This is a genomic window from Mycoplasma sp. 1018B (assembly GCF_024582675.1).
Classification (GTDB): domain Bacteria; phylum Bacillota_I; class Bacilli_A; order Mycoplasmatales; family Metamycoplasmataceae; genus Mycoplasmopsis.
Genome location: NZ_CP102084.1, coordinates 547,319 through 571,864 on the forward strand (window position 1 = coordinate 547,319; position 24,546 = coordinate 571,864).

Here is a 24,546-nt window from a genome sequence, read left to right on the forward strand (position 1 = left end):
ACTAATTATAAAGAAAAAAATAATAATTTTTTGATTTTCCTAAAATCAAAGAAAAAACAACATTAATCAAAATTTAATGTTGTTTAATCTAGTTCCATTTTAAATTTGCTTTTTGCTACAATTTCTAATAGATTTTTATTATTTTTTTGAAAAAAATTTTTTGCAAAAAGTTTAACATTTTCACCAGCTCCTAAAGGAAAAATCACTTGATAAAAATTGTTTTTTTGTTCCATTAATTCTAAAAATAAAGCTCTAGCAAGAACAGAAGCACAACTAACATTTAAATTTTTGTCTTCGGCTTTAAAATCTAAAATTACAGGTTTATCTAAAGTAGCTATTTTATTATTTCAAAAATCATTTTTAATTCTAAAATAATATTTCATTATAGTTTTAATAGTAGAGTATTGATCAATAAAAATATAATCTATATTTTTTAGAGTATTTTTTAAAGCTCACAATGCTTTTAAATGTAAAAGCATTTTAATTTCATTTGCATTATATTTTTTATTTAAAATATTGTATTCTTGTGTGCTAAAATAAGCAGTAGAATAGTAAATTTTTTCTTTTAAAATATGTGCTATTTCTAAAATTTTTTTATCCGAAATTTTTTTACTATCTTTAATACCTAAGTTTATTATTTCTTCTATTTTATTTTTTGGTACAAATGCGGCGCAAGATACGAGCGGGCCAAAATAATCGCCTACTCCAGTTTCATCAATACCAATTACTATTTTATCTTTTAAATTTAAATCAAATGAAAATTGTACAATTTGCATTATTCTACGTCGGAATTAAATACATTACGTTGTTTCATCATTTTTTCAAAAGCTTGATTAGACTTTTGAATAATTTTTTCTGGATTATTTAACAATTTATCAATAAAATCTCCAACGGCGCCTTGATCATTTTGTAATTTAGTATTAATGGTTGCATATTTTTTGACACTATCTGAAGCATTTCCCACTGCAACAGAAATTTTGGCAACTTTAAACATCGGCGCATCATTGAATCCGTCACCTATGGCAATTGTTCTTTCTAAATCTATTCCATAATAACGTGATAATAAACTTAGAGCTCTACCTTTATTTACTGAAACATTTGTAATATCAAAAACTGGAGTTAAACCTTTACCTTTAGATCAATATGAAAATTCTCCAAAATCACCATATTTTCTTTTTAAATATGAACGCAATTCTTCAACATCGGTAGTTTCTTTAACATCAAAAATAATTCCTGTTGGTTTTAAAGGTAATTTTTTAAAATTTAATCCTACAACAAATTTAGGACTTTCTCTAAATCCAAAAACACTTTCTAAAGCTGCGTCTCTTTTTTGAATTTGTACTCAACCCGGTCCTTCTATTGCAATGTTTGTAATTTCTTTTTCTACTTTTTTATCACCTAAAACATATAACATTTCATTTAAATCTAAATATTTAATGTAAGGAATAAAATTTTCATCTTTAGGATTATGTATTTGTGCTCCATTATAATTTGCCACTACAGTGTCTAAACCTAATTTTTCATAAATAGGTTTTGTACTTCTTCAAGGCCTTCCAGTTAATAAACATATTACATGACCTTCTTTTTTAGCTCTCAATATTGCATTATATGTTTTTTCATGTATTTCACCAGTAGCTGATGAAGCAAGCAATGTTCCATCTAAATCGATGGCAAATAAAAATTTATTGTCCATTTTACCTCAATTTATTATTAATTAATAATTTTAAAAATATAATAATATTATTATAAATTAAAAAAAACAAAATTTTTAAATATCTCATTATAATATAGGATAATTATGAAAAAAAATCATTTAGATATATCAAGTTTTATTAAAGAAAAACATACTATTGCTAAAAATTTAATTGTTTTGTTTTTGACTTTTTGTTGTATATTATTGGCAATATGTCTAATTTCTTTTGCTTTAATAAGTATAAAAATAAACTTTGAAAATATTAATTGAACAGGTTTTAATATTTTAATAATTTTTAGTTCATTAATTATATTTTTCTCTTTTTGTGGTTTTATATCTAGATTATTATTTCTTATAAGTTATTTATATTTAACTGAAAAAAAAGCTAATAAATTTCAATTAGCCGGATTATTTTTTGGTTTTTATTACAAAACATTTTTTAATTTTCTAAAAATAAATTCAAATAAATAAAAATATGTTATCTTGACAACATATTTTTATTTAATATTTAATCTTTTAAGAATTTCATCAATGTCTAAAGATAAGGCATCATCAATATCTTTAGTAGCTTTTTCTAAAACTATTTTTTCATCTTTTGTTTCTTTAAAATATTTATTTTCTACTTGTTGTATAGAATTAAAACTTGTATTAAAATCAGATATTAATAAAGCTTTTTTAATATTTAAATGCTTTATTTTTTTAAAACCAGAATTATTTGCTGGACCTAATTCTAGATCTGAAATATTTTTACAAATAAATTCATTATTATCAGTCACAATGAAAATTTTTCTATTAGGATTATAAATTTCACAACCTATTATATGAATTTGATTATATTTAAAAGTTTCAAATAATTTTTTACCTAAATTTTTTTTATTTGTTTTTTGTATTTCATTGCAATTTACAATTTTAAAAGTATTATTATTTGTTAAAAAACAAACATTGCTGTCAGAGTTTATAAAACCAAAAGTACTTATTTCATCATCCAAAGATAAATTACACGATTTAGTACCGTTGGTTTTCAAACCATAAATTTGAATATCATTTTCGCTATAACGAGAAATTAAATTCTTTTTAGTAATTATTAAGATATCTTTTAATCCATTTGTTAATTTTGCGCCTATTAACTCATCATCATCACTTAATTTAATTGCAGTGTATGATTTATTAAAACGAGTAATTTCAAAATCCTTTAATTCTACTCTTTTACCAAGAGCATTTTTAGTAATCATTGCTACATAAAAATTTTCCTTGAAATTTTTTGCATTAATTATGCTTACTATTTTTTCATTATTTTTTAAATCTACAAAATTACTTAGATGTATTCCTATGTCTTTTCATCTAGTTTCTAAAATTTTATAAACAGGCACTTGTAAATAATTACCTAAATTAGTAAAGAATAATATATTATCAAGAGTATTTACACTATCATAAAATAGAATACTATCATTTTCTTGTATAGCAAAATTATTTAATTGATTTGATTGTTTGATTTTTTCACTAAAACGTTTTAAATAGCCATTACTTGAAACACTTAAATATACTTTTTCGTTTTTTATTAAATCACTTTCATTATATGAATTATCTAAATTAATATCAGTAATTATAGTTTTTCTCTCTGAACCATATTCTTGTTGAATAGATTTTAAAATTTGAATTAATCAATTATTAAATTCATTTTCATCATTTAATAATAATTGATAGTGCGCAATTTGTTTTTCTAATTCTTCTTTTTCTTTTAGAAAAAGAGTTTTATCAGTTTTACTTAATTTATATAATTTCAATTCTGCTATAGCATTAGCTTGATTTAAAGTAAATTCAAAATGTTTAACAAGATTCTCTACAACACCACTTTTAGAATTTTCACTTTCTCTTATTACTTTTATTATCTGATCTGTAATTTCTGCTACTTTAATAAAACCTAAAACTATTTCTAAACGTGTTTTAAATTTAATTAAATCATAATTTAACGCTTGTATTTTCACATATTTTAAATGATTTAAATATCCATCTAATAATTCATTTAAATTTAATAATTCAGGAGAATAATTTTTGATAGCTACATTATTATAGTTATAATAAATTTTCATTTCTGTCTTTTGCATCAAATAATTTAAAATAATATTTTCATTGGCTTTTAATTCCAAAGTCAAAAGAATGCTAATGCCTTGACGATCCGATTGATCTTTAATTTCTAATAATCCCGAAAGTGAATCATTAAGAATTATAAGATCAATATCTTTGACTAATTTAGATTTGACAACACCATAAGGAATTTCTGTAATTTCAATATATTTATTTTTATTATCTTCTCAAATATGATATTTTGAAGTTAAAGTAATTTTACCCTTACCAGTACTAAAAGCATCAACAATTCCTTGTGTCCCATGAATTATACCACCTGTTGGAAAATCTGGGCCTTTAATATATTTCATTAATTTATTGAGAGAAATATAAGGATCTTTTATTTTTGCAATTGCTGCGTCTAAAATTTCAACTAAATTATGCGGCGGCATTTCAGTTGCAAAACCAGATGCTATACCTTTTGAACCATTAAGTAATAAATTAGGAATTAAAGCTGGTAAAACTGTAGGTTCTTTTTCTGAATCATCAAAATTAGGAGCAAATTTAATTGTATTTTTATCTAAATCATTTAACAATAATTGTGCTATTTTAGCTAATCTTACTTCTGTGTAACGCATAGCAGCTGGTGGATCATCATCAATAGATCCAATATTTCCATGCATTTCTAAAAGATTTTGTCCCATTTTTCAATCTTGCGATAATCTTACCATTGCTTCATAAATAGATGAATCTCCATGTGGATGATATTTACCTATAACATCTCCTACAACTCTTGCTGATTTTTTAAAAGCTTTGTTATATTGTAAACCTAAATCATACATTGAATATAAAATTCTTCTCTGTACCGGTTTTAATCCATCTCTAATATCTGGCAATGCTCTTTGTTGAATAATATATTTAGAATAACGACTAAATCTATCACTAATTATTGAATCTAAATTTTCTTGAATTATTTTATTAAGTAGATTGTTTAATTTTTCTTCTTGTTTTTTATTCATTTAATATCCTATTAGATTTGAAAATCATCTTCCATTGTAAATTCAACATTTGCATTTATTCATTCTTTTCTGGGTTCAACATTATCACCCATCAAAGTTGATACTCTTCTTTCAGCTAAAGCAGCATCTTCAATTTTTACTTGAATTAAAGTTCTTGTATCTGGATTCATTGTAGTTTCTCACAATTGCTCAGCATTCATTTCACCTAATCCTTTATATCTTTGAATTTCTGAATTTTTAAATTTTGCGTCTTTAATAATATTTTTTAAATCTTCTTCATCTCAGGCATATTTAATTTCTCTTTTATTATTAGTTATTTTAAACAAAGGAGGTAAAGCAATATAAATCATTCCTTTTTCTATTAATTTGCGCATATGTCTAAAGAAAAAAGTTAATAAAAGTATTTGTATGTGCGCTCCATCAGTATCTGCATCAGTCATTATAATTATTTTCCCGTATTGTGCTTTTTTTAAGTCTAATTCATCACCAATACCAGCACCAATTGTATTTATAATTGTAGCTATTTCTTCATTTTTTAAAATTTCTAAGAGTCTTGATTTTTCTGTATTAATGACTTTACCTCTTAAAGGTAAAATAGCTTGATATTTTCTATCTCTTCCTAGTTTAGCTGATCCACCGGCAGAATCACCTTCAACAAGAAATAATTCTTTTTCTTCTGCTTTTTTTGATTGCGCAGGTGTTAATTTACCACTTAAAATTTGTTTTTCTTTTAAGGCATTTTTAGTATTTCTTGCTTCTTGTCTTGCTTTTCTTGCTGCAATTCTAGATTCATAAGCTTTTTTAATTTTGTTAAGAATCTTTCTTGCTAATTGTTTATTTTCATTGATTCAAATTCTTAATTTTCGTGTAACAATTTCTTCAACAACGTTCTTTGCTTCTGGAGTACCTAATTTTTCTTTTGTTTGACTAACAAATTCTAAATATTTTTCTGGTATTTTTACACTTAAAATAACAGTTAAACCTTCTCTTATATCTTCTGCCTCAAAAACACTTTTACCTTTGTTTATTTTTTCTTCATTTGCAAATTCATTAAAAACTTTAGTGAAAGCTGATTTCAAACCTATTTCATGTGTTCCGCCATCTTTAGTTTTTACATTATTTACAAAAGATAAAATTGTTTCATTATAGCTATCTGTATATTGAAAGGCAAAATCTACTTCAATGTCATTTTTTGAATCATTAAAAGAATAAATATCACTAATTGATTCTTTGGAATTATTTATAAAATTAATAAATTCTTTTAAACCTTCTAAATAATAAAAATCAATTGTTTTATTTTTAAATTCATCAGTTAATTTAATTTTTAAATTATTAATTAAAAAACAACTTTCTCTCAATCTTTCCATTATGATATCAAAATTAAATTTTGCATTTTTAAAAATTGAATAATTAGGTCAAAATTCAATTTTTGTACCTTGTTTATTAGTTTTGCCTTTTTCTTTAGTATTTTGAATAATATGATCACCATTTTCAAAAATAGTTTCATAAATTTTTTTATCTCTGTACACTCATGCAATTAGTTTATTGCTTAAAGCATTAACCACAGACGATCCCACTCCATGTAATCCGCCTGAAGTTTTGTATGCTCCTTCATTAAATTTTCCTCCAGCGTGCAATTCAGTAAAAACTAACTCCACAGCAGATTTTCCAGAAGGAGTTTTTCCTACCGGTATTCCTCTTCCATTATCTTCAACAATAACAGAATTATTTTTTGTTAAAGTTACATTAATTTCATTTGCAAATCCTGCTAAGGCTTCATCAATAGAATTATCAACAATTTCTCATATTAAATGATGAAGACCATTAATATCAGTACTACCTATGTACATTCCTGGACGTTTTCTAACAGCTTCTAAACCCTTAAGTTGTTGTATGCTAGATGCATCATATTTATTATTCATAATTAAAATATTACAACATTAAAATAATAATCATCTGAAAAGTTTTAAAAGAATAATAATAAAAAGCGCAAAATATTTTAAATTTTGCGCTTCATTATATTAAATTAATCTAACTGTAATGGTAAATTTTGAAGTAAATCAATTAAATAAACATCTCTTAAAATATTGTGAGCTGGATATTCTTCATCTTGTCATTTGAATAATTCTCTATCTAATTTTATTCATGAATAAATTTTATTTTGATGTTTATCTATATAAAAACCAAAACCTTTGTCTCAAAGATTTAATTCTTCTACATAGTGAATAATATTTTCAAAACCTTCTTCATTTAATTTTTCAACATCTGATAAAAGTTGATATTTTGTATGTAAATTATAAATAATTGATTCTTCTAAAGGAAATGAGAAATTTAATGGAAATTTTGGACCGAATAAATAACTTTGTTCAAAATTACGACCGTGAATTTTGCCTTCCATAAATAAATAAGAATTAGTTTTTAAAATTTGGCCATCAACATCTTGGTCACTTACACCTATTCTTATATTTTGAATTTTTCACTTATCTTTAGTTTCATTATTTTTATTGTAAAAAACATGTCCTAAAACAAATTTTAAATTTGCATCTTTAGGTAATTCAGATAACATAAGTGAATCAGTTACTCAATCTAAAGAATCTCATTTAGTAGTTGATTTAGTAAATACTTCTTCATCAAAAGCTTGAATTTTACGTGGATAAGGACCTTTACCTTCATATTTCATTCCAGCTAATTCATAAGCTGGTTTTAAAAGTAAATCCTCACTTTTAACAACATAATTATTTTTAACTTTTTTAATTCTTGATATAGTTCAACTTGCTGTAATTAAGGAAATAATTACAAAAACTATAGTTGCAATAGTTAATACTCATCTAACAACATTATTTGGAGCTAATTGATAATTAAATATAGCCACAGCTAACAAAACAACCATTCAAATAGCCATTAATAATGAAAGAAATGAAAACACTATATGAAGAACATATTTAGAATCTTTTTTAAGATTGTAATCAACAACGTTCTTTCTAAAATGTTCGTAGTTTTCATCTAAGAAAGTTTCATAATTTTTTAACATATTATTCCTTTCGTTTTTATCATTCATATATTAGAATTATAAAACATTTGATATATAAAAATATTAAATAATTAATATTAATCTTAAAGCTAAAAAAATATTAAAAAAGTATAATGTAAATATATTTATTGAGGGAAATAAAATTATGAATATATCTATTAAAAATGTTGCAAAAAAAATAAAATTAAGTGAAATACAAGTACAAACTGTTTTAGAATTATTATCTCAAGGTGCCACAGTTCCCTTTATTGCAAGATATAGAAAATCACAAACGCAAGGATTAAATGAAGAACAAATTCAAGAAATTGATAATTTATATCAATATGATATTGAATTAAACAAACGAAAAGAAACTATTTTAAATAAACTAAATGAAGCAAAACTTTTAACTTTAGAATTAAAAAATAAAATAGAAAATGTGGAAACAAAAGCTGAGTTAGAAAATATTTACGAACCCTTTAAAATAGGTAAAAAAACAAAAGCCAGTGAAGCTATTGCATTAGGATTAGAACCATTAGCTAGAAGTATTTTTGACGCCAATGATGATAAATTTAATCCTTTTAAAGAAGCTAATAAATATTTAAATGAAACAGTTGTTTCAGTAGATTTTGCTATTGAACAAGCTAAATACATCATCAGTCAATGAATTTCTCAAGATATAGATATAAGAACTTTTGTCAAAGAGCAAATTTTTAATTATGGTTGAATTATTACTAAAAAGAAAAAAGACGCTAATGATGAAAAACAAATTTTTATTAATTATTATGATCATAAAGAAAAAGTTGCATCAATTGAAAATCATAGAATTTTAGCAATCAACAGGGCTGAAGAAAAAAAGATTATCACTTATAATATAGAATTTAACGAAAAAATTATTAAATATAATTTAAACAACAAATTATTTAAAATTAAATCAACGGGTAATATTATTTATGAAGCTTTAATCGATTCTTTAGAAAGACTAATATATCCTTCAATTATTAGAGAAATTAAAAATGATTTATTCTCTAGAGCAGAAACACAAGCCATTAAGATTTTTGCAAATCAAATCGAAACAATGCTTTTATGACCAGCAGTAAAAAATAAAACTATTTTGGCTATTGACCCTGGTTATGCTCATGGTTGCAAAATAGCAATTTTAAATCCAAATGGAAAAGTTTTAAAAATTGAAAAAATCTATCCTCATGAACCACAAAAACAAATAATTAAATCTCAAGAAATAATTAATAAACTTTTAGATAAATTTAAAATAGATATTATAGTAATTGGCAATGGTACAGCTTCAAGAGAAACAGAAGAATTTATTGCTAAAATCATACAAGAGAGAAAACTTAATAATCAAAATAATATAGGTTATGCAATAGTTTCAGAAATTGGAGCTAGCGTATATTCTATATCAGAATCAGCTATAAAAGAATTCCCCGATTTGAGCGTTGAAGAAAGATCAGCAATTAACATTGGTAGAAGATTCCAAGATCCTTTAAATGAACTAATTAAAATTGATCCTAAATCTATTGGAGTGGGTCAGTATCAACATGATTTAAATCAAAAAGAATTATCTAAACAATTAGATTTTAAAGTAAATAAAGTTGTTAATTTGGTAGGTGTTGATGTAAATAGTGCTACTAAAGATATTCTTTATCATATTTCTGGTTTGAACAAAAGAATTGTTGAAAATATTATGGAATATAAAAATAATCAAATTTTTTCATCCAGAGAAGAATTAAAAAAAATTAAAGGAATGGGAAAAAAGGCTTACGAACAAGCAATAGGATTTTTAAGAATTCATAATTCAAAAAATTATTTTGATCGCACTTCCATTCACCCTGAAAATTATGCATTAGCTAATCAAATTGTCAAAATTTTAGAATTAGATTTAAATAATTTGGATAAAAATAAATTAAATCATATCGATAAAAATCAATTAATAAAACAATTAAATAGTAATAAATACGATATAGAGCAAATTATAGAAGCTTTAATTAATCCTACTAAAGATATAAGAAATGAAAAGGAAGGTTATAAAATTAAAGATAATATTCTTAATTTAAACGATTTAGAAGTTAATATGTTAATTGATGCAACAATTTTAAATATTACTGATTTTGCCATTTTTGCTTATATTGGATTAAAGGAGACAATTTTTATTCATAAATCAAAAATTTTTATCAACGAAAAACCAATAGAAAATATTCACGATACATTTCAACCTGGTGATAATATAAAAGTTAAAATTGTTGAAATTGATTATGATCAAAAAAGAATAAAAGGACAAATAAATTTATAAATATGTTAAAAAAACCCGATATTATTTTTATCGATCTTGACGGCACAACTTTAGATCAAAAAAAATCCAAAAATAATTTAATAAGTCAATATAACAAAACAATTATTTCTCAATTGCAAAAGAAAAATATCAAAGTTATTATCTCTACTGGAAGAGGAATGCTAGAAAAAACTTTTAATATTAACAAAGAATTAAATTTAGAAAAAAATATAATTTTTTGAAACGGAAGCAAAGTAATGCTTAATGATGAAATAATTTTTGATAAAACATTAGATAAATCAATATTCAAGGAAATTATTAATTTAGCTCAAAAATATAAAATTCTTTCAATCATCAATTCTGATTTTAAAAATCAAACTTATTCAAATAATTTTTGACATAAATTTTCTTTTTTATTTTTAAAACATAACTTAAACAAATATGATCAAATCAATTTTAATCTTGCAGTATATAAAATTATTTTCTGACATTTTAGTAAAAGAAAACTAAATAACTTTTACAAACTTTTAAAACAATATTTTGATATAAAAATTACAGCGGTTTTTTCTGGCAAAAATAATTCTATTATTGAAGTTACAGCGGAAAAATGTACTAAAGGTGAAGCTGAAATATTAATTTGCCAAAAATTAAATATAAATCCTCAAAATTGTTGACATGTAGGAGATACATTAAACGATTTGACAACTAAAAATAAAATTGGAAAATTAATAGCTATGAAAAATAGCAATAAAATATTTAAACAAAACGCAGATTTTATTAGCAAATATAATTATAAAAAAGGCGGATTAGGCAAAACTTTAAAGGAATTAATTGATTAATATGTCATTTCTTAAAACTCAATTAAAAATTTATTTTCGTTATAAATCTACTTACATAAGTCCTATATTATTAACTATTATTTTTATTTTATCTAGAATCTTATTATATTTAATGACTAAAGATTCACCTAACACTTTTGAACAACTTAGTTCATCTTTTGTTATGAATATTTCCGGTATTTTTACAATGTTATCTATATTTGCTTTAGTTAATTTTATTGGTATTACTATATTTTACAAATATCGACAAGAAGGTTTGGAAATTATGCTCTTTTCTAAACCTATAAGTCGAAGCAAAATTTATTTTATTAATGCTATAGCTATTTCTCTTGGAATGTTATTTTCATTAACTATTTTTACATTAGGAAATTTTTTAAGTTATTTATTTCTTTATCCTGTTGTTCCGATATTGTACGGTTTAAAAATGACCTTGGCTACTTTTTTAGCCTCTCTGTTAGCCTCTATTTTTATTATTGGTTTGGCTTTATTTATACAAGCTTTTGCAGATTATAAACAATTTCTAATTGTTTTAGCAATTGTTCCATTTGTTATTGTTTTTCTTTTTCTAGTCCTTAAGAATAATTATTTAATTAGTGAAATTAGAACAACCAATCAATTAACTAATAATTTAATTATTTCACCAAATAAAGATGCACAAAAAACAAATAATCAAATCGACAACATTAAAAATAATATAAATAATGATTTTTTATTGCCAGTTAGAAATAAAGGTATATCTCAAACTTATACAGAATTCAAAAAATATATTGATAATCCTTTTGCCAATACTAAAACTTTACTTAATGCTTTAGATGATAATAAAAACAATTTTTATAATAAAGTAAAATATTTAAATTATACTGAGTATTTTTTAAGAATAATGGGAGCTTTAGATCCTAATTATACAAAGGAAAATGCTTTTGGAAATTATGATTATATACCATTAATAAATCAAAATAATGAATTAGATTTTAGCAAATTAAAAAGCGTTGCTTTAAATCAAGATGGAAATTATTTTATTAAATTAATTGATAAAGATAATAATTTAATAAACTATATAATATTTACTTATGATATAGAAATTATTAGAAATTATTTTAATAATTTATCTACTAATCGTTTCTTTTCTTTTAATAATTACGATCCTACTAATTCAATTAAAAAATATGATAATGATTTAGATAATTTAAAATTATTAAATTTAAATTTTACTTCTCAAATAAATAAATTATATGATAACAACATAATCGATACACAAATGCTAATAAAAAATGAATTAATCAATCAGCAAAATATTAAAGTTTTGGCAATTGAAAATTTTCTTGATTTTCTTAATACAATTAAAACGAATCAAGAAGTTAATAAATTAGTAACTAATTTTGTTACAATTTTTGAAAATTTATTCAAACAAAATATAAATGATAGTGAAAATCCAATTGTACAATGAAACAATGAGCAAAGAAAAGAAAATTTAAAACGTTTTGCAAAACAACTAGAAGAAATTATTTATAATTCAACAGCAATAATGTTAGCTCTAAAAGTTGTTGCAGATAATGAATTGGTTCTTCTTTTAGAGGATATTGATCCAATGATGCAAAATGTTGAATTTATTAATGTTTTATTATCTGAAAGTATTATTAATCCTGTATTAGTTAAAAATAATATTTTAGTTTATAATCGTCAAAGTGATTTTCCTTTATGGTTAGCAATTGTTTTACCTTTATCTCTTGGCGGAATTTTTACTTTTTTAGGATGATGAATAACTATTAAAAAGGATTATAAATAAAATGCGTAATATTGTTAAAATAAACAAAAAAATTAAAACATTGAAAAAAGTAATAAAAGCTATTCCACCAATCATACCAAATGAGAATATAGCATTATCAATTCAAAATTTGACTAAAATTTTTAAAAATAAAAATAAAGAAAACCAAATAGCTTTAAATAAAGTCACTTTTGAAGTAAAAAAAGGTCAATTTCATGGTTTTATTGGTGATAATGGAGCTGGTAAAACTACTACTATCAGATCAATTTTAGGATTTTATAAATCAATATTAGGTCATATTTACATTAATCAATTAAAAAATAGTGAAATTAGTAGTCGTAATTTAATAGGTTATATTCCAGAAATCGCTATTTTTCCTAAAAATTTAACTGCACTTGAATATTTAATAGAAATGGGTAAATTAAATAAAATCAACAAAAAAGAAGTTATCAACAAAATTGATGATTTACTTTTAAAAATTAAAATGGATAAAGAACAATTAAATAAAAGCGCTTATTTTATGTCTTCAGGACAAAAAAAGAAAATATTATTAATTCAAGCTTTACTTAATGATCCTCAAATTTTAATTTTAGATGAACCTGCTTCTAATTTAGATCCTTCTACTCGTTTAGATTTTTTTCAAATATTAAAAACTTTAAATAATGAAGGTAAAACAATTTTAATTTCCAGTCATATTATCAGTGAATTAGAACAATATATTGATAGTTATACAGTTTTAAAAAATGGTGAAGTTATTGAAAGTATTTCAGTAAAAGATAAATTAAAACAATTAGAGTATAATAAAGAAATCAAAACCTCAAATAATAAACTTTTGCAAATATTTTTAATAGAAAACAGAATAAAAAATAAAATTGATGAAAAAGAAAATAAAATTTATTTAACTATCAATACAGAAAAAGAAAAAATACTTTTAAAATATTTAATTAATCAAAAGATTCAAATTATTTTCTATAAAGATACATCAATAGACTTAAATAAAATGTATTTTAACTTATAATAATTATCACTTAAACTGTTTTATTGCTAAAAATAAAACAGTTTTTGATATTTTTCTTATATAATAAATAGCATGATAAAACTGGAAGTTAAATATAAAGAAAGAATTGACAAGTATATTTCTGATAATTCACACTTAACTCGTAATGATACCAAAACTTTAATTCTTGAAGGGTTAGTTAATGTTAACAATGAAATTAACGTTAGAAAATGTAATTTTATTGTTAATGAAGGTCAAATAATTACTATTTTGAAAACTTTAGATAAAGAGATTAAAATTGAACCTAAAAATATTCCGTTAAATATTATTTATGAAGATGAATATCTAGTAATTTTAAATAAATCATCTAATTTAGTAGTCCATCCTGCTCCTGGACATTATAATGACACTTTAGTTAATGGTCTACTTTATCATTTTAAAAATAATTTATCAGATAATAATGGTTTGCTTAGACCGGGTGTAATTCATAGAATTGATAAAGATACCAGCGGTTTATTAATTATTGCTAAAAATAATCATATTCATAATTTACTTAGTGAACAATTAAAAAAACATCAAATTAAAAGAACCTATTTAGCTATTATAGATGGACTTTTAGAACATAAAAATTTAAAAATTAATTTACCATTGAATCGCCATAAAAGTAATCGAAAATTAATTGAAGTTAATAAAGATGGTAAAGAAGCTATTACTAATGTTAAATTATTAAAAACCTTTTATTATGAAAAAAAACCTTTATCACTAATCGAATGTGAATTAGAAACGGGTAGAACTCATCAAATAAGAGTACATTTAGCATATTTAAAACATCCAGTTTTTGGTGATGAAACTTATGGAAAAAAAATAGATAATTTTAATCAAAGATTACACGCTTATAAATTGGATTTTATTCATCCAATAACTCAACAAAAAATAAAAGTTTTTGCACCTGTACCTGAAGAATTTTATATTGCAGATTATAACTTTGAATCTTTATATCAATAAAATAAGGAGTGTTATGAATTTAAAAAAATTTTTTCAAAATGCCTATAGTAATCAATATTCTAAAGCTAAAACAATTAAGGATTTTTGAAGTAAATTTGAAAAACCTTATTTAAGGTATTTTTTATTCGGATCTTTAAGCGTATTTATTTTTATTATTTTATTTTTTAGCACACTTTTTGCTATTTTAATTATTTTTAAAACTCAGTATATAAATGAGGTATATCAAAGTGTTTCTAATAATAATATTACTAACGCTGAACCAAATGTTATTTTAAATTTTGCACACAATAATTTTAATGGCGAGTTAATTTCAAGTAGTATATTATTAATTATTTCTTTTGCCATGACAGCAAAATATATATATTCTCTTAAAGATGTATTTAAGAAAAAAAGTTTATTATATCTGTCAACTCTTGCTAATAATATTTTATATTTATATGTAATCTATAAAATTGTTATGTTAATTTATCAATTAGTTAGATTTAAATTAGTAATTGATTTTATTAATTTTCCAATTCTATCTTCATTATTTATAATAAATATTATTTTGCCTTTATTACTTGCTCTTATGTACATTGTTTTTGTTAGTCGTTTAAAAAAATTGAAAATTACTTCTTGAAGAATAAACCAATATGAAAATCTTAAAAAAACAGAGGAATTTTTGAAAAATAACCCAACTGATTTAAATAATATTTTTAAAAATATATTTGGTAATGCTAATGTTTTTTATGAAGATAATAAAGAAAATAATGCTACTGATAATATAACTGAAAGTAAGAGTACAACTCAAGCAAATGAAAATTTAACTGAAGAAGAAATAAAAATTAATCAAGAACGTAAAAAATTAAGTGAATTAAATAATACTACTCTTTATGAAATTGCTCAAAAATTATATATCAGTGGTTATGAACAAATGTCTAGAGATGAAATAATTGAAACAATATTAAAAACATTAAATAAAAAATAGCATAAATATCTAAATGCTATTTTTTATTTATTAACTTGTCAACAATTAATACTTTTTTGCTTTATCTAATCTTAAAATTAATATAAATTATCAAAATTTACTTGAGTACTAATTATTCATTTAATTTTTAAAACATACGATAATATTTTGTAAAGTTTATATTATAAAATTTAATATCTCATGTAATAAATCTAATAATTCTTAAATTCTTTTATATAAAATAATCATTTTCTTTTTTCTTTTTTGAAAGTTAACTTTTTTAATAAATTTTTATTATTACGCAGTAGAAAACGGCATAAAAAAAATTCTTTTAAGAGAGATTATTTTGTTGTTTATATTCATTTTCGTAATATTTAAATCAATAACCACTTAAATAATATTTGTAATTATCAAATAATGAATCGACAATATTGTTGTATCCTTTTTTCGCTTTATTTATTTTCCCCTATGTTTTTGAAAAATGTGTTTATTTTATTGTGTTATTTTGTCATATTTTTTTAATTCGTCTCGTTGTTGCATATGAGCATAAACATAATTACGTGCGCGTTCTTTATAATGTCTTAAAAAAGTTTCTTTTTTTTATCTGTTTCATACCAATTTCAACTGTCTTTAATTTCTAAATTAGTGTAATCAGCATATTTAGGTATATTTCATTTAGTATCTATTTCACCGACATTACGATTAGCATATTTATTTTCATTTTCTTTGGCAACAGTTTTATCATTATTAGTGGTAGTGCAAATTGCTGTAATAGCAGTGGTAACACTAATACTACTTACAAGCAAAGCGCCTATAACAAATTTTCATATTTTCATTTTTTCTCTTTGTGAAAATATTTTTTATTTATTTAATTATATTAACATTTTATTTGTATTTACTGTGTGAATATAAAAAATATAAATATTTTGTTTGTCTCTATATTAGATTTATTAATAAAAATAACATATTATTAATGTTGTTTTTTATAATTAAATCATGAATAGAATAGAAAATGATTATTGAGATAAATATTTTAATATTTTGGGTTTAGATGAAGCAGGAAGAGGTGCATGTGCTGGGCCAATTGTAATAGCAGGAGTTATTTTACCTAAAAATTATGAAAATAATTTAATTAAAGATTCTAAACAATTAAGTTTAAAGCAAAGAGAAAATATTTATCAAATTATTGTAAAAGATGCATTATTTTATGAAATAATAATTTTAGATAATTTATATGTTGATTTAAATAATCCTAAGCAAACTTCCATTGATGGAATGGAAAAAATTTGCAATAAATTAAAAAATAAATGTGATTTAATAATTACAGATTTTGAAAAATTAAATATTGATTATATAAAACAAATTAATTTAATTAAAGGTGATCAAAAAAGCATTAATGTGGCTGCAGCTTCTATTTTAGCCAAAGTAACAAGAGATAAAATTATGCTAAATTATCATAATTTATATCCTCAATATCATTTTGATAAACATAAAGGCTATGGTACGAAATTACACTTAGAAAAAATTAAAATACATGGTATTTGTCCAATTCATAGATTATCATATAAAAACATTAAAAATTTATTGTTTAGCTAAATAAAATTATAAATAAAAGACATTATGTAAAATGTCTTTTTGCTTGGATAAATAATTATAAAATTAACGTTTAATTTCTTTAAGTCTTGCTGATTTACCGCTTCTATTTTTCATAAAGTAAAGTTTTGAACGACGAACTTTATTAGATCTTACAACTTCTATTTGAGCAATTAAAGGTGAATGAAGTGGAAAAGTTCTATTAACACCAATACCAAAAGATATTTTTCTAACTGTAAAGGTTTCACGTGTTCCTGATTCTTTTTTAGAAATTACTAATCCTTCAAAAATTTGAATACGTTCTTTTTCACCTTCACGAATACGTACGTGAACTTTTACATTATCTCCCACACGAAAATCAGGATGATCATTACGTAATTGACTTTGTTCTACTAATTCAATTAAATTTTTTCTCATTTTTTACCTTTCAATAAATCTGGACGATTTTTGATTGTTTTTTCTAATTTTGCTTTTTGTTTCCATTTTTCAATTTCTTTGTGATTACCACTAAATAAAACCTCAGGCACTTTCATATTTTTATATTCTCTAGGTCTTGTATATTGAGGATAATCTAATAAACCATCATTTTGAAAAGAATCATTTTGATGACTTAATTCATTAATTACTCCTGGAATTAATCTAATAATAGCATCAGCTATAATCATTGATGGTAATTCGCCACCTGTAAGAACATAATCTCCAATAGATATTTCTTCATCAACTAATTCAACAACTCTTTCATCAAAACCTTCATAACGTCCACTTATTAAAGTTATTTCTGAATATTTGGATAATTTATTTGCCATGTTTTGATTAAAAGTTTTACCTTGCGGAGAAACTAAAATTTTATATCCTCCTCTATTTTTAAGAGAATCTAAAGCTAAATCAATGGGTTCAACTTGTAAAAGTAATCCATGCCCACCACCATATATTTCATCATCTACTTTATGGTGTTTATCTTTAGAAAATAATCTAAAGTCAATAATATCAATATCAACTTGTTTTTTTTCTATTGCTTTATTAATTATAGATTCTTCAATAAATGGTAAGTAATATTTTGGAAACAAAGTTAAAAAATTAATTTTCATACTTAACTATTATTTATTTTTTTGAAATTTTTGATTTAATCCGTGTTTTCTAAACAAGTTATAAACAGTTTCAGTCAATTGAGCACCATTATTAATTCATTTTTGTGTTGCTTCTTCATTTAAATAAAATTCTTTACTTCTTGGATTATATTGACCTAAAGCTTCAATAAATTTTCCATCTCTTGGAGCCTGTGCATCAGCTGCTACAATTTTATAATGAGCGTTAAATTTACTTCCTAATCTTTTTAATCTAATTTTAACCATTTTTCTCCTTTTCCTCTGTCAAGCGTTTGTGCTTGACACCAAGCATTTTATTTATTATAATAAATAAATAAAAAAGATAAATAAAAAACTTCTAAAACAAGAAGTTTTTTTATTATTCAACTTAAGCTGAAAGGTTAAAGCCTTTATTTTTAATTGTTTTTGCTGTTTTAGCACTAACTCTTAAAGTAGTTTTTTTACCATTAATTACTACTGTTAATTTTTGTAAGTTAACATTAAATTTACGTTTAGTAGCATTTAAAGCATGTGAACGTTTATTGCCAACTAATGGACCTTTTCCAGTAATTTGATCTACTCTTGACATTAAGGACTCCTTTCAAATATTTAATATTTAAATAACAACAAATAATATTAATATTTTAATATAAAAAATTATTTTTATTTGAAAAAATTATAAATTATCAACAATATGTTTAGCAGCAATTGCTCCATCTGATGCTGCTGTAACAATTTGACGAATTTTTTTATCTCTTATATCACCAATAGCATATAAACCATTAATATTAGTTTGCATAAATTCATCTGTTATAACAAAACCAAACTCATTAGTAATATTTAAGTCTTTAAAAAATTCATTTGAAGGAACAAAACCAATAAATGGGAAAAAAGCTTCTACATTTAATATTTTTTCTTCATTATTTTTATTTACAATGATAGCTTTTTCTATTTGATTTTCTCCATGTAAGGCTTTTATTTCATGCTCTAAATAAATTTCAACATTATCTAATTTTTTTAATTCATCTACTAACCTTGCTTCGGCAATAAAATGATCATCTTTAACAATTAAGAAAACTTTATTTGCTAATTTAGCTAAAAATGTTGATTCTTCTACTGCGCTATTTCCACCACCTAAAACTAAAATATTTTTATCTTTATATAATGGTCCATCACATGTAGCACAAAAGCTGATGCCTCTAAATTCAAATTTAGGATAATTTTCTATTCATTTTGGTTCTCTTTCTTTCATGCCACTAGCAATAATTACTTTTTTAGAATAATAAATTTGTCCATCTTCACAATGAGTCTCAAATAAATCATCATTATTTTTAATTATTTTAAGTACATTACCATAAATATGTTCAGCACCAAAAGAAATAGCATGTTGATAAGCTTTAGTAGATAATTCAAAGCCATCTATCATATCAAAACCTAATCAATTTTCTATTTTAGACGTTTTAGTCATTTTGCCACCAGGAGCACCTTTTTCAATTAATGCTACTGATAAATTAGATCTTGAAGCATATAATGCTGCGTTTAACCCTCCAGGTCCAGCTCCTATAATCAAAACATCATATTTTTTTTGCATTTTACCCCCTTAAAGTATTAATGGTTAATTTTTCTTTTGTTCTTTTTGTTTTAAAAAAACGAGTTTTATTAATATGATCTACATAAATTTGTTTGTGCGCATAAACATAATCAAAATAATATTTTTTTCTAATTTTAAGATAATGAACTTTACTAATAAATTCAAAATATATCAAAGCAATTAATCCTGCAATTACAAAACCTATTGAAGCAAAAACATAAATGTTAAAAGAATTTTCTCTTAAAGGTTCCATTGCCATTCTCACTAATCCATATCATATAAAATATAAACCAGCAGAAGATCCTGGTTTTAATAAACCTAATCAATTTATAACCCAAACAATAATTAAATATCCAACTAAATTAGCTAAACTTTCATATAAAAATAATGGATATCTATATAAAGCTGATACATTCAAAGAATCTGAAACAGCATCGCTTATAAAAAGATTTTGAGCAAAATTTTTACCAAAGATTAAAACACTTGATCCATCTCAATCAACTTTACCATAAAGTTCATGATTAGCATAATTCCCCCATCTTCCTATTACTTGACCAATTAAAATAGTAGGAATAATCATGGAAGCAGTTTTTCTTATATCAATGACATCTCTTTTAGTATAAACATAAATAAAATCACATAAAAAAGCTAAAACTACACCACCTTGAATACTTAATCCACCTTCTCAAATAGCATATCAACGACTAAAATCAAAATTACTTTGTGGATTAATAGCTTCTTCGACCAAATCTCAAAGCCTTGCACCAATTATAGCAGTAGGAATAGTTATTAAAATTAAAGTAGATAAGTACTCAAATTTATAATTTTGTCTTTTCCAAAAAATACTAATAGTAAAAATTGAAGCAAGTATTCCTAAAAATAATGTAAGTGAATAAGTTCTCAGTGAAAAAGAGCCTATTTCTAATAATATACCCCCTTCACCGGGACGAAAAAATACATCTGCTAAATTATTCATCTTTTAAATTATTTCTCCTTTCTTCTAATTGTTCTAAGACACTTATGCCCTCTTTTCTAGCTAAAAAAGTGCTTACTGCAGCTTCAATTAAAGAAGCAGCAGAAAAACCATTTCTAATTGGAATTTGTGTTTTTACAATAGAGCTATCTAAAATTGGATAACGTAAATAATCTATGCCTAAGCGATCAAATTGTTGACCTTCAGGAACTACTAATTCTACAACTAAATCAATTACAGCCCCTTGAGCCACTGCCTTAATACCATATGTATATTTAACGTCAATTAATCCAATACCTCTTACTTCTATAAAATTTTTTGTCAAAGCTGGTGAAGTACCATAAAAATTGCCTCCTATGTGTTTAATTAAAACTGCATCATCACTAATAAAAATATGTCCTCTTTGTAAAAGTTCTAATACTGCTTCACTTTTACCTACTCCACTTTTACCAACTATTAAAACTCTTGTTCCACCAATTGAAACTAAACAACCATGTACTTGTTCTTCTTTTGAAAAAAAATCAGTTAAATATGTTCCTATAGTTGTCATAACACTAGCAGTAGACATAGGGGCACAATAAACAGGTATTTTATGTTTTGAAGCTATATCTATTATTCACTTTTGATGTTGAGGATTTACCCCTTTAGAAAGTATTAACAAAGGAGGCTCAATACTTAGAACTTTATCAATAATTTCATAAGAAGATTTTTTACCTATTTTTTTAAAATAAAGTGATTCAGCTGTTCCTCAGCAAATAACATTTTTATAATATTGATTAGTTGTCATTTGACCTGCTAATTCTAAACCAAGTTGTTTCACATCTGGATCTAAAATATTTCGATATAACAAATCTTGATCTTGATTAATAATATTAATTTGAAATTTATTAATAATCTTTTTAACATTTATTGTTTTTTTATTCATTGTTATCCTTAACTAAAATAATTATAATTAATAATTATTAATAAAGTATTATTTTAATTTGTCAAAATAATTCATAAAATTTTAAAAAAATTGATTGTAAATATTTTTTGGAATTTCAAAATAAAAAATTGTATATTTTAAAGTAGTATATTTTAATCAATGAGTAAAAAAAGTTATTTTTTTAACTTAAATATTTTCAAATATATAACTCTCTTAAAAAGCATAAACTCTTTTGTTTTTATTTCATGATATTTTTAAAAACTTAAAGGGGGCTTATGAAAAAAATAACTTTTTTTTCAATTATTTTAGGATCTCTAAGTCTATTTTCTGCATCTTTTGCTAATAATATTACAACAAATGTTGATCATAAACAAGATCAAATTGAATTGAATAACAAACAATATTCTAAAACTTTAATTGCTGAATTAAAAGATAATCTTAATAATAATCAAATACAAGAATTGAAAATCAAATTATTTAACTTAATAGAAAAAAACAATATTAATTCTACTTTTAAATTTAGTGATATATTAAATATAATTTTTATTAATTTAACTGATCATAAAAATAATTATTTAATTTATAACTTTTTAAACGAAAATGAAATGATTGAATTTTATTTTGAAGAAAATAATAAATTTATAGAAAATAACATAAATCAAATAAATAAATTGCCAGTAAGAATAGAAAGATCGTATTATCAAAAATATTTTGATGTTAACAATTTTAATAAAGATGATAGGTATAAATTAATAGATAAATTTAAAAATAGTAAAAACAAAATAAAAGTTGGTATTTTAGAAGTAAGAAACCATATTGATTCACAAAATCAAACATATTTTAATAAAAATATTTACAATACTAAAATTATTAATAAATATAAAGGAACAGAAACAAAACATGGCACAAGAGTTGCTTCTATAATTGCTGGATTAGATGGTGTTAATCCAAATGTAGAATTATATTCGTCCGTTTATAAGAAAACAGAAAATTATTGAACTGAATTAGAAGATCTTTTAAAAGAAAAGGTTAATATTATTAATATGTCATTCGGAGAGAAGAATCCGAAGGATTATAATTTTGCATATAACTATTCTGCATGACTCCTTGATCGTTATGCTAAAAAATATCCTGAAGTAATATTTGTAGTTTCTGCCGGCAATGATAATACTTATCTAAATGGCTTCAAATTGGCTAATAATATAATTGTAGTTGGAGCGAACGATATAAATAAAAATAAGGCCTATTATTCTTCATATAATGCGAAAACAGGAAAACAAGTTACATTATTAGCGCAGAGAACATTCGAAGATAACAACTATGAAATTTTTAATGGTACTAGTTTTTCTGCTCCTTTTATATCTGGAATACTTTCTTATACATTACAAGCGTATAAAGATAAATATGATTTAGGTAAAAACAATATAATTGCATTATCAACATTATCAGCATCAACTTTAAGTAACAATAAAAATAATGAAACAATAGGTTTTAATGGTGTAGGTATTTTTGATTATGATAAATTAGATCAAGCGTTTAAAAATTTAATTTATTATAAAAGATATTGACATGAACCCATGCCAAAAAATTACTCTAAATTGTTAACTACTTTTTCAGTGAAAAAAGGTGAAACAATAAGAGGTGCTTTGTCATGAGAAACTACTCCAGAAATAACAGAAAATTTTAAAAAATATAATGCAAAAACTGTTGACAATTTAGTTGGTGTCAAAAAAAGAATAAGAAGACTAAGAGGTCCTGTTGTTCACTCAGTTACAGAAAATTACAATATAAAAAATAATTCAATGAAAATCATAAATAATCCAGAAGAATACATAAATGTGACTAATGATTTTGATTTAGAACTTTATGATTCTGAAAACAAATTAGTTTTTTCATCTAATTCAACTACTCATAATGTTGAATTTATAAAATACACTGCTGAAAAAGATGGAAATTATACGTTTAGATATGTAAATAAATATACGAATTATAAACACAATGATATTGCATTTACATATACTATTGAAAGAAAAAATATTTAACTATGCATTGAAAAATTAAATTATTAATTCTAAATATTAGTCAAATTATTTTTTGTATATTAACAACTTTATTAATTGCTTTGCCATTTATTATTAAACAGCAAGCAGATTTAAATGATTATTCTACTTATGGAATATATAAGAATTTTTTATTCTGTGGATTTTTATCTTTATTTATTTTTGTATATCTAATAATTACTAAAATTTACTTTGTCTTTAATAACAATTTAAAAATTAAATATTTATTAATGTTATATTTTTTATATAGATATAAGAAAATAAATAGTGAAAATATTAACAAAAATAAAACTATTCTTTCTTATTATTTTTTATTTGTTTTCTTTTTAATCTTATCATTAATTCTTTATTCATTGTTCTTTAATCTAATTAAAACTGAAACTATTATTTATCAGAAAGATCTTTATTTTGACCAGGGTGTGGCTCCAGATCAAATTTATGAAGAATATGTTCCTAAAATTTATGATAATGATTTACTAATTAAATCAATTATTTATATAGTTCTTGAAAAAATTTCGTTAGGTTCATTATTTTTCTCAGGTTCATTAACAGCAGTATTCAGCCTATATTACGTAATTATCTTTTTAGCAAAATATAAAAGAAATGCATATTCTCAAAATTAAAAAAATTTATGATATTTTAAATGATCAAAATTTTAGAATGATTTTGATCATTTTTTATATATTTTTTTATA

Annotated in this window: 23 protein-coding genes; 10 read left to right on the forward strand and 13 right to left on the reverse strand. The window is 22.9% G+C overall.

From position 1 onward, the window contains the following. Positions 1-83: 83 nt before the first annotated feature. Positions 84-776: a ribonuclease HIII gene (locus NPA14_RS02145; RefSeq protein WP_257075760.1), complete on the reverse strand. Its 693-nt coding sequence runs from the start codon at positions 774-776 to the stop codon at positions 84-86. Then, the gene (locus NPA14_RS02150; protein WP_257075761.1) at positions 776-1,693 is read right to left on the reverse strand and encodes a Cof-type HAD-IIB family hydrolase; all 918 of its coding nucleotides are present in this window, start codon (positions 1,691-1,693) and stop codon (positions 776-778) included. The genes NPA14_RS02145 and NPA14_RS02150 overlap by 1 nt, the downstream gene beginning before the upstream one ends. A 105-nt stretch (positions 1,694-1,798) precedes the next feature. Here NPA14_RS02150 and NPA14_RS02155 point away from each other — a divergent pair, with 105 nt between their 5' ends. Further along, entirely contained in the window at positions 1,799-2,164 is a 366-nt protein-coding gene (locus tag NPA14_RS02155) for a hypothetical protein (RefSeq protein WP_257075762.1), read from the forward strand. Between the two features lie 26 nt (positions 2,165-2,190). On the opposite strand, the gene parC is transcribed toward NPA14_RS02155, so the two are convergent. The 3 genes from parC to NPA14_RS02170 form a co-directional block, all read right to left on the reverse strand. Beyond that, complete coding sequence (gene parC, locus NPA14_RS02160; RefSeq protein ID WP_257075763.1) at positions 2,191-4,776, reverse strand: DNA topoisomerase IV subunit A; 2,586 nt, start codon at positions 4,774-4,776, stop codon at positions 2,191-2,193. 11 nt (positions 4,777-4,787) lie between these two features. Continuing rightward, a complete protein-coding gene (parE, locus tag NPA14_RS02165; protein ID WP_257075764.1) occupies positions 4,788-6,698 on the reverse strand; it encodes a DNA topoisomerase IV subunit B in 1,911 nt (636 codons plus the stop codon). 104 nt (positions 6,699-6,802) lie between these two features. After that, the gene (locus NPA14_RS02170; protein ID WP_257075765.1) at positions 6,803-7,807 is read right to left on the reverse strand and encodes a hypothetical protein; all 1,005 of its coding nucleotides are present in this window, start codon (positions 7,805-7,807) and stop codon (positions 6,803-6,805) included. A gap of 145 nt (positions 7,808-7,952) precedes the next feature. Between NPA14_RS02170 and NPA14_RS02175 the strand changes: the two genes are divergently transcribed. The 6 genes from NPA14_RS02175 to NPA14_RS02200 all read left to right on the forward strand — a co-directional run bounded on the left by NPA14_RS02175 (position 7,953) and on the right by NPA14_RS02200 (position 15,646). Continuing rightward, positions 7,953-10,094: a Tex-like N-terminal domain-containing protein gene (locus NPA14_RS02175; protein WP_257075766.1), complete on the forward strand. Its 2,142-nt coding sequence runs from the start codon at positions 7,953-7,955 to the stop codon at positions 10,092-10,094. A gap of 2 nt (positions 10,095-10,096) precedes the next feature. Then, the gene (locus NPA14_RS02180; protein ID WP_257075767.1) at positions 10,097-10,912 is read left to right on the forward strand and encodes an HAD-IIB family hydrolase; all 816 of its coding nucleotides are present in this window, start codon (positions 10,097-10,099) and stop codon (positions 10,910-10,912) included. A 1-nt stretch (position 10,913) separates the two neighbouring features. Next, positions 10,914-12,698 carry an ABC transporter permease gene (locus NPA14_RS02185; RefSeq protein ID WP_257075768.1) on the forward strand — a complete coding sequence of 595 codons (1,785 nt, stop codon included), beginning with the start codon at positions 10,914-10,916 and terminating at the stop codon, positions 12,696-12,698. Position 12,699: 1 nt separating this feature from the next. Continuing rightward, positions 12,700-13,695, forward strand: coding sequence for an ABC transporter ATP-binding protein (locus tag NPA14_RS02190; protein WP_257075769.1), 996 nt, complete (start codon positions 12,700-12,702; stop codon positions 13,693-13,695). A 72-nt stretch (positions 13,696-13,767) separates the two neighbouring features. Continuing rightward, entirely contained in the window at positions 13,768-14,679 is a 912-nt protein-coding gene (locus NPA14_RS02195) for an RluA family pseudouridine synthase (protein WP_257075770.1), read from the forward strand. A gap of 13 nt (positions 14,680-14,692) precedes the next feature. After that, positions 14,693-15,646, forward strand: a complete 954-nt coding sequence (locus NPA14_RS02200) for a Rho termination factor N-terminal domain-containing protein (protein ID WP_257075771.1) — start codon at positions 14,693-14,695, stop codon at positions 15,644-15,646. 560 nt (positions 15,647-16,206) lie between these two features. Here NPA14_RS02200 and NPA14_RS02205 read toward each other — a convergent pair. Then, the gene (locus NPA14_RS02205; protein WP_257075772.1) at positions 16,207-16,461 is read right to left on the reverse strand and encodes a hypothetical protein; all 255 of its coding nucleotides are present in this window, start codon (positions 16,459-16,461) and stop codon (positions 16,207-16,209) included. Positions 16,462-16,621: 160 nt separating this feature from the next. On the opposite strand from NPA14_RS02205, the gene NPA14_RS02210 reads away from it, so the two are divergent. Then, a complete protein-coding gene (locus NPA14_RS02210) occupies positions 16,622-17,221 on the forward strand; it encodes a ribonuclease HII (RefSeq protein ID WP_257075773.1) in 600 nt (199 codons plus the stop codon). Between the two features lie 63 nt (positions 17,222-17,284). Here NPA14_RS02210 and rplS read toward each other — a convergent pair whose 3' ends face one another. The 7 genes from rplS to hprK form a co-directional block, all read right to left on the reverse strand. Then, complete coding sequence (gene rplS, locus NPA14_RS02215; RefSeq protein WP_257075774.1) at positions 17,285-17,635, reverse strand: 50S ribosomal protein L19; 351 nt, start codon at positions 17,633-17,635, stop codon at positions 17,285-17,287. Next, on the reverse strand, positions 17,620-18,306 hold the full coding sequence (gene trmD, locus NPA14_RS02220) for a tRNA (guanosine(37)-N1)-methyltransferase TrmD (protein ID WP_257075775.1): 687 nt from the start codon (positions 18,304-18,306) through the stop codon (positions 17,620-17,622). Before trmD ends, rplS begins: the two co-directional genes overlap by 16 nt. 9 nt (positions 18,307-18,315) lie before the next feature. Next, a complete protein-coding gene (rpsP, locus tag NPA14_RS02225) occupies positions 18,316-18,570 on the reverse strand; it encodes a 30S ribosomal protein S16 (protein WP_257075776.1) in 255 nt (84 codons plus the stop codon). A 121-nt stretch (positions 18,571-18,691) separates the two neighbouring features. Further along, positions 18,692-18,892: a 50S ribosomal protein L28 gene (gene rpmB / locus NPA14_RS02230; RefSeq protein WP_257075777.1), complete on the reverse strand. Its 201-nt coding sequence runs from the start codon at positions 18,890-18,892 to the stop codon at positions 18,692-18,694. A gap of 87 nt (positions 18,893-18,979) precedes the next feature. Continuing rightward, on the reverse strand, positions 18,980-19,894 hold the full coding sequence (locus tag NPA14_RS02235) for an NAD(P)/FAD-dependent oxidoreductase (RefSeq protein ID WP_257075778.1): 915 nt from the start codon (positions 19,892-19,894) through the stop codon (positions 18,980-18,982). Between the two features lies 1 nt (position 19,895). Continuing rightward, on the reverse strand, positions 19,896-20,870 hold the full coding sequence (gene lgt / locus NPA14_RS02240) for a prolipoprotein diacylglyceryl transferase (protein ID WP_257075779.1): 975 nt from the start codon (positions 20,868-20,870) through the stop codon (positions 19,896-19,898). Next, the gene (gene hprK, locus NPA14_RS02245) at positions 20,863-21,792 is read right to left on the reverse strand and encodes an HPr(Ser) kinase/phosphatase (protein WP_257075780.1); all 930 of its coding nucleotides are present in this window, start codon (positions 21,790-21,792) and stop codon (positions 20,863-20,865) included. The genes lgt and hprK overlap by 8 nt, the downstream gene beginning before the upstream one ends. A gap of 275 nt (positions 21,793-22,067) precedes the next feature. Between hprK and NPA14_RS02250 the strand changes: the two genes are divergently transcribed. Together NPA14_RS02250 and NPA14_RS02255 are read left to right on the forward strand one after the other, a co-directional pair. Then, entirely contained in the window at positions 22,068-23,834 is a 1,767-nt protein-coding gene (locus NPA14_RS02250) for a S8 family serine peptidase (RefSeq protein ID WP_257075782.1), read from the forward strand. Positions 23,835-23,836: 2 nt separating this feature from the next. Then, positions 23,837-24,475 carry a hypothetical protein gene (locus tag NPA14_RS02255; RefSeq protein ID WP_257075783.1) on the forward strand — a complete coding sequence of 213 codons (639 nt, stop codon included), beginning with the start codon at positions 23,837-23,839 and terminating at the stop codon, positions 24,473-24,475. Positions 24,476-24,546: the final 71 nt, after the last annotated feature.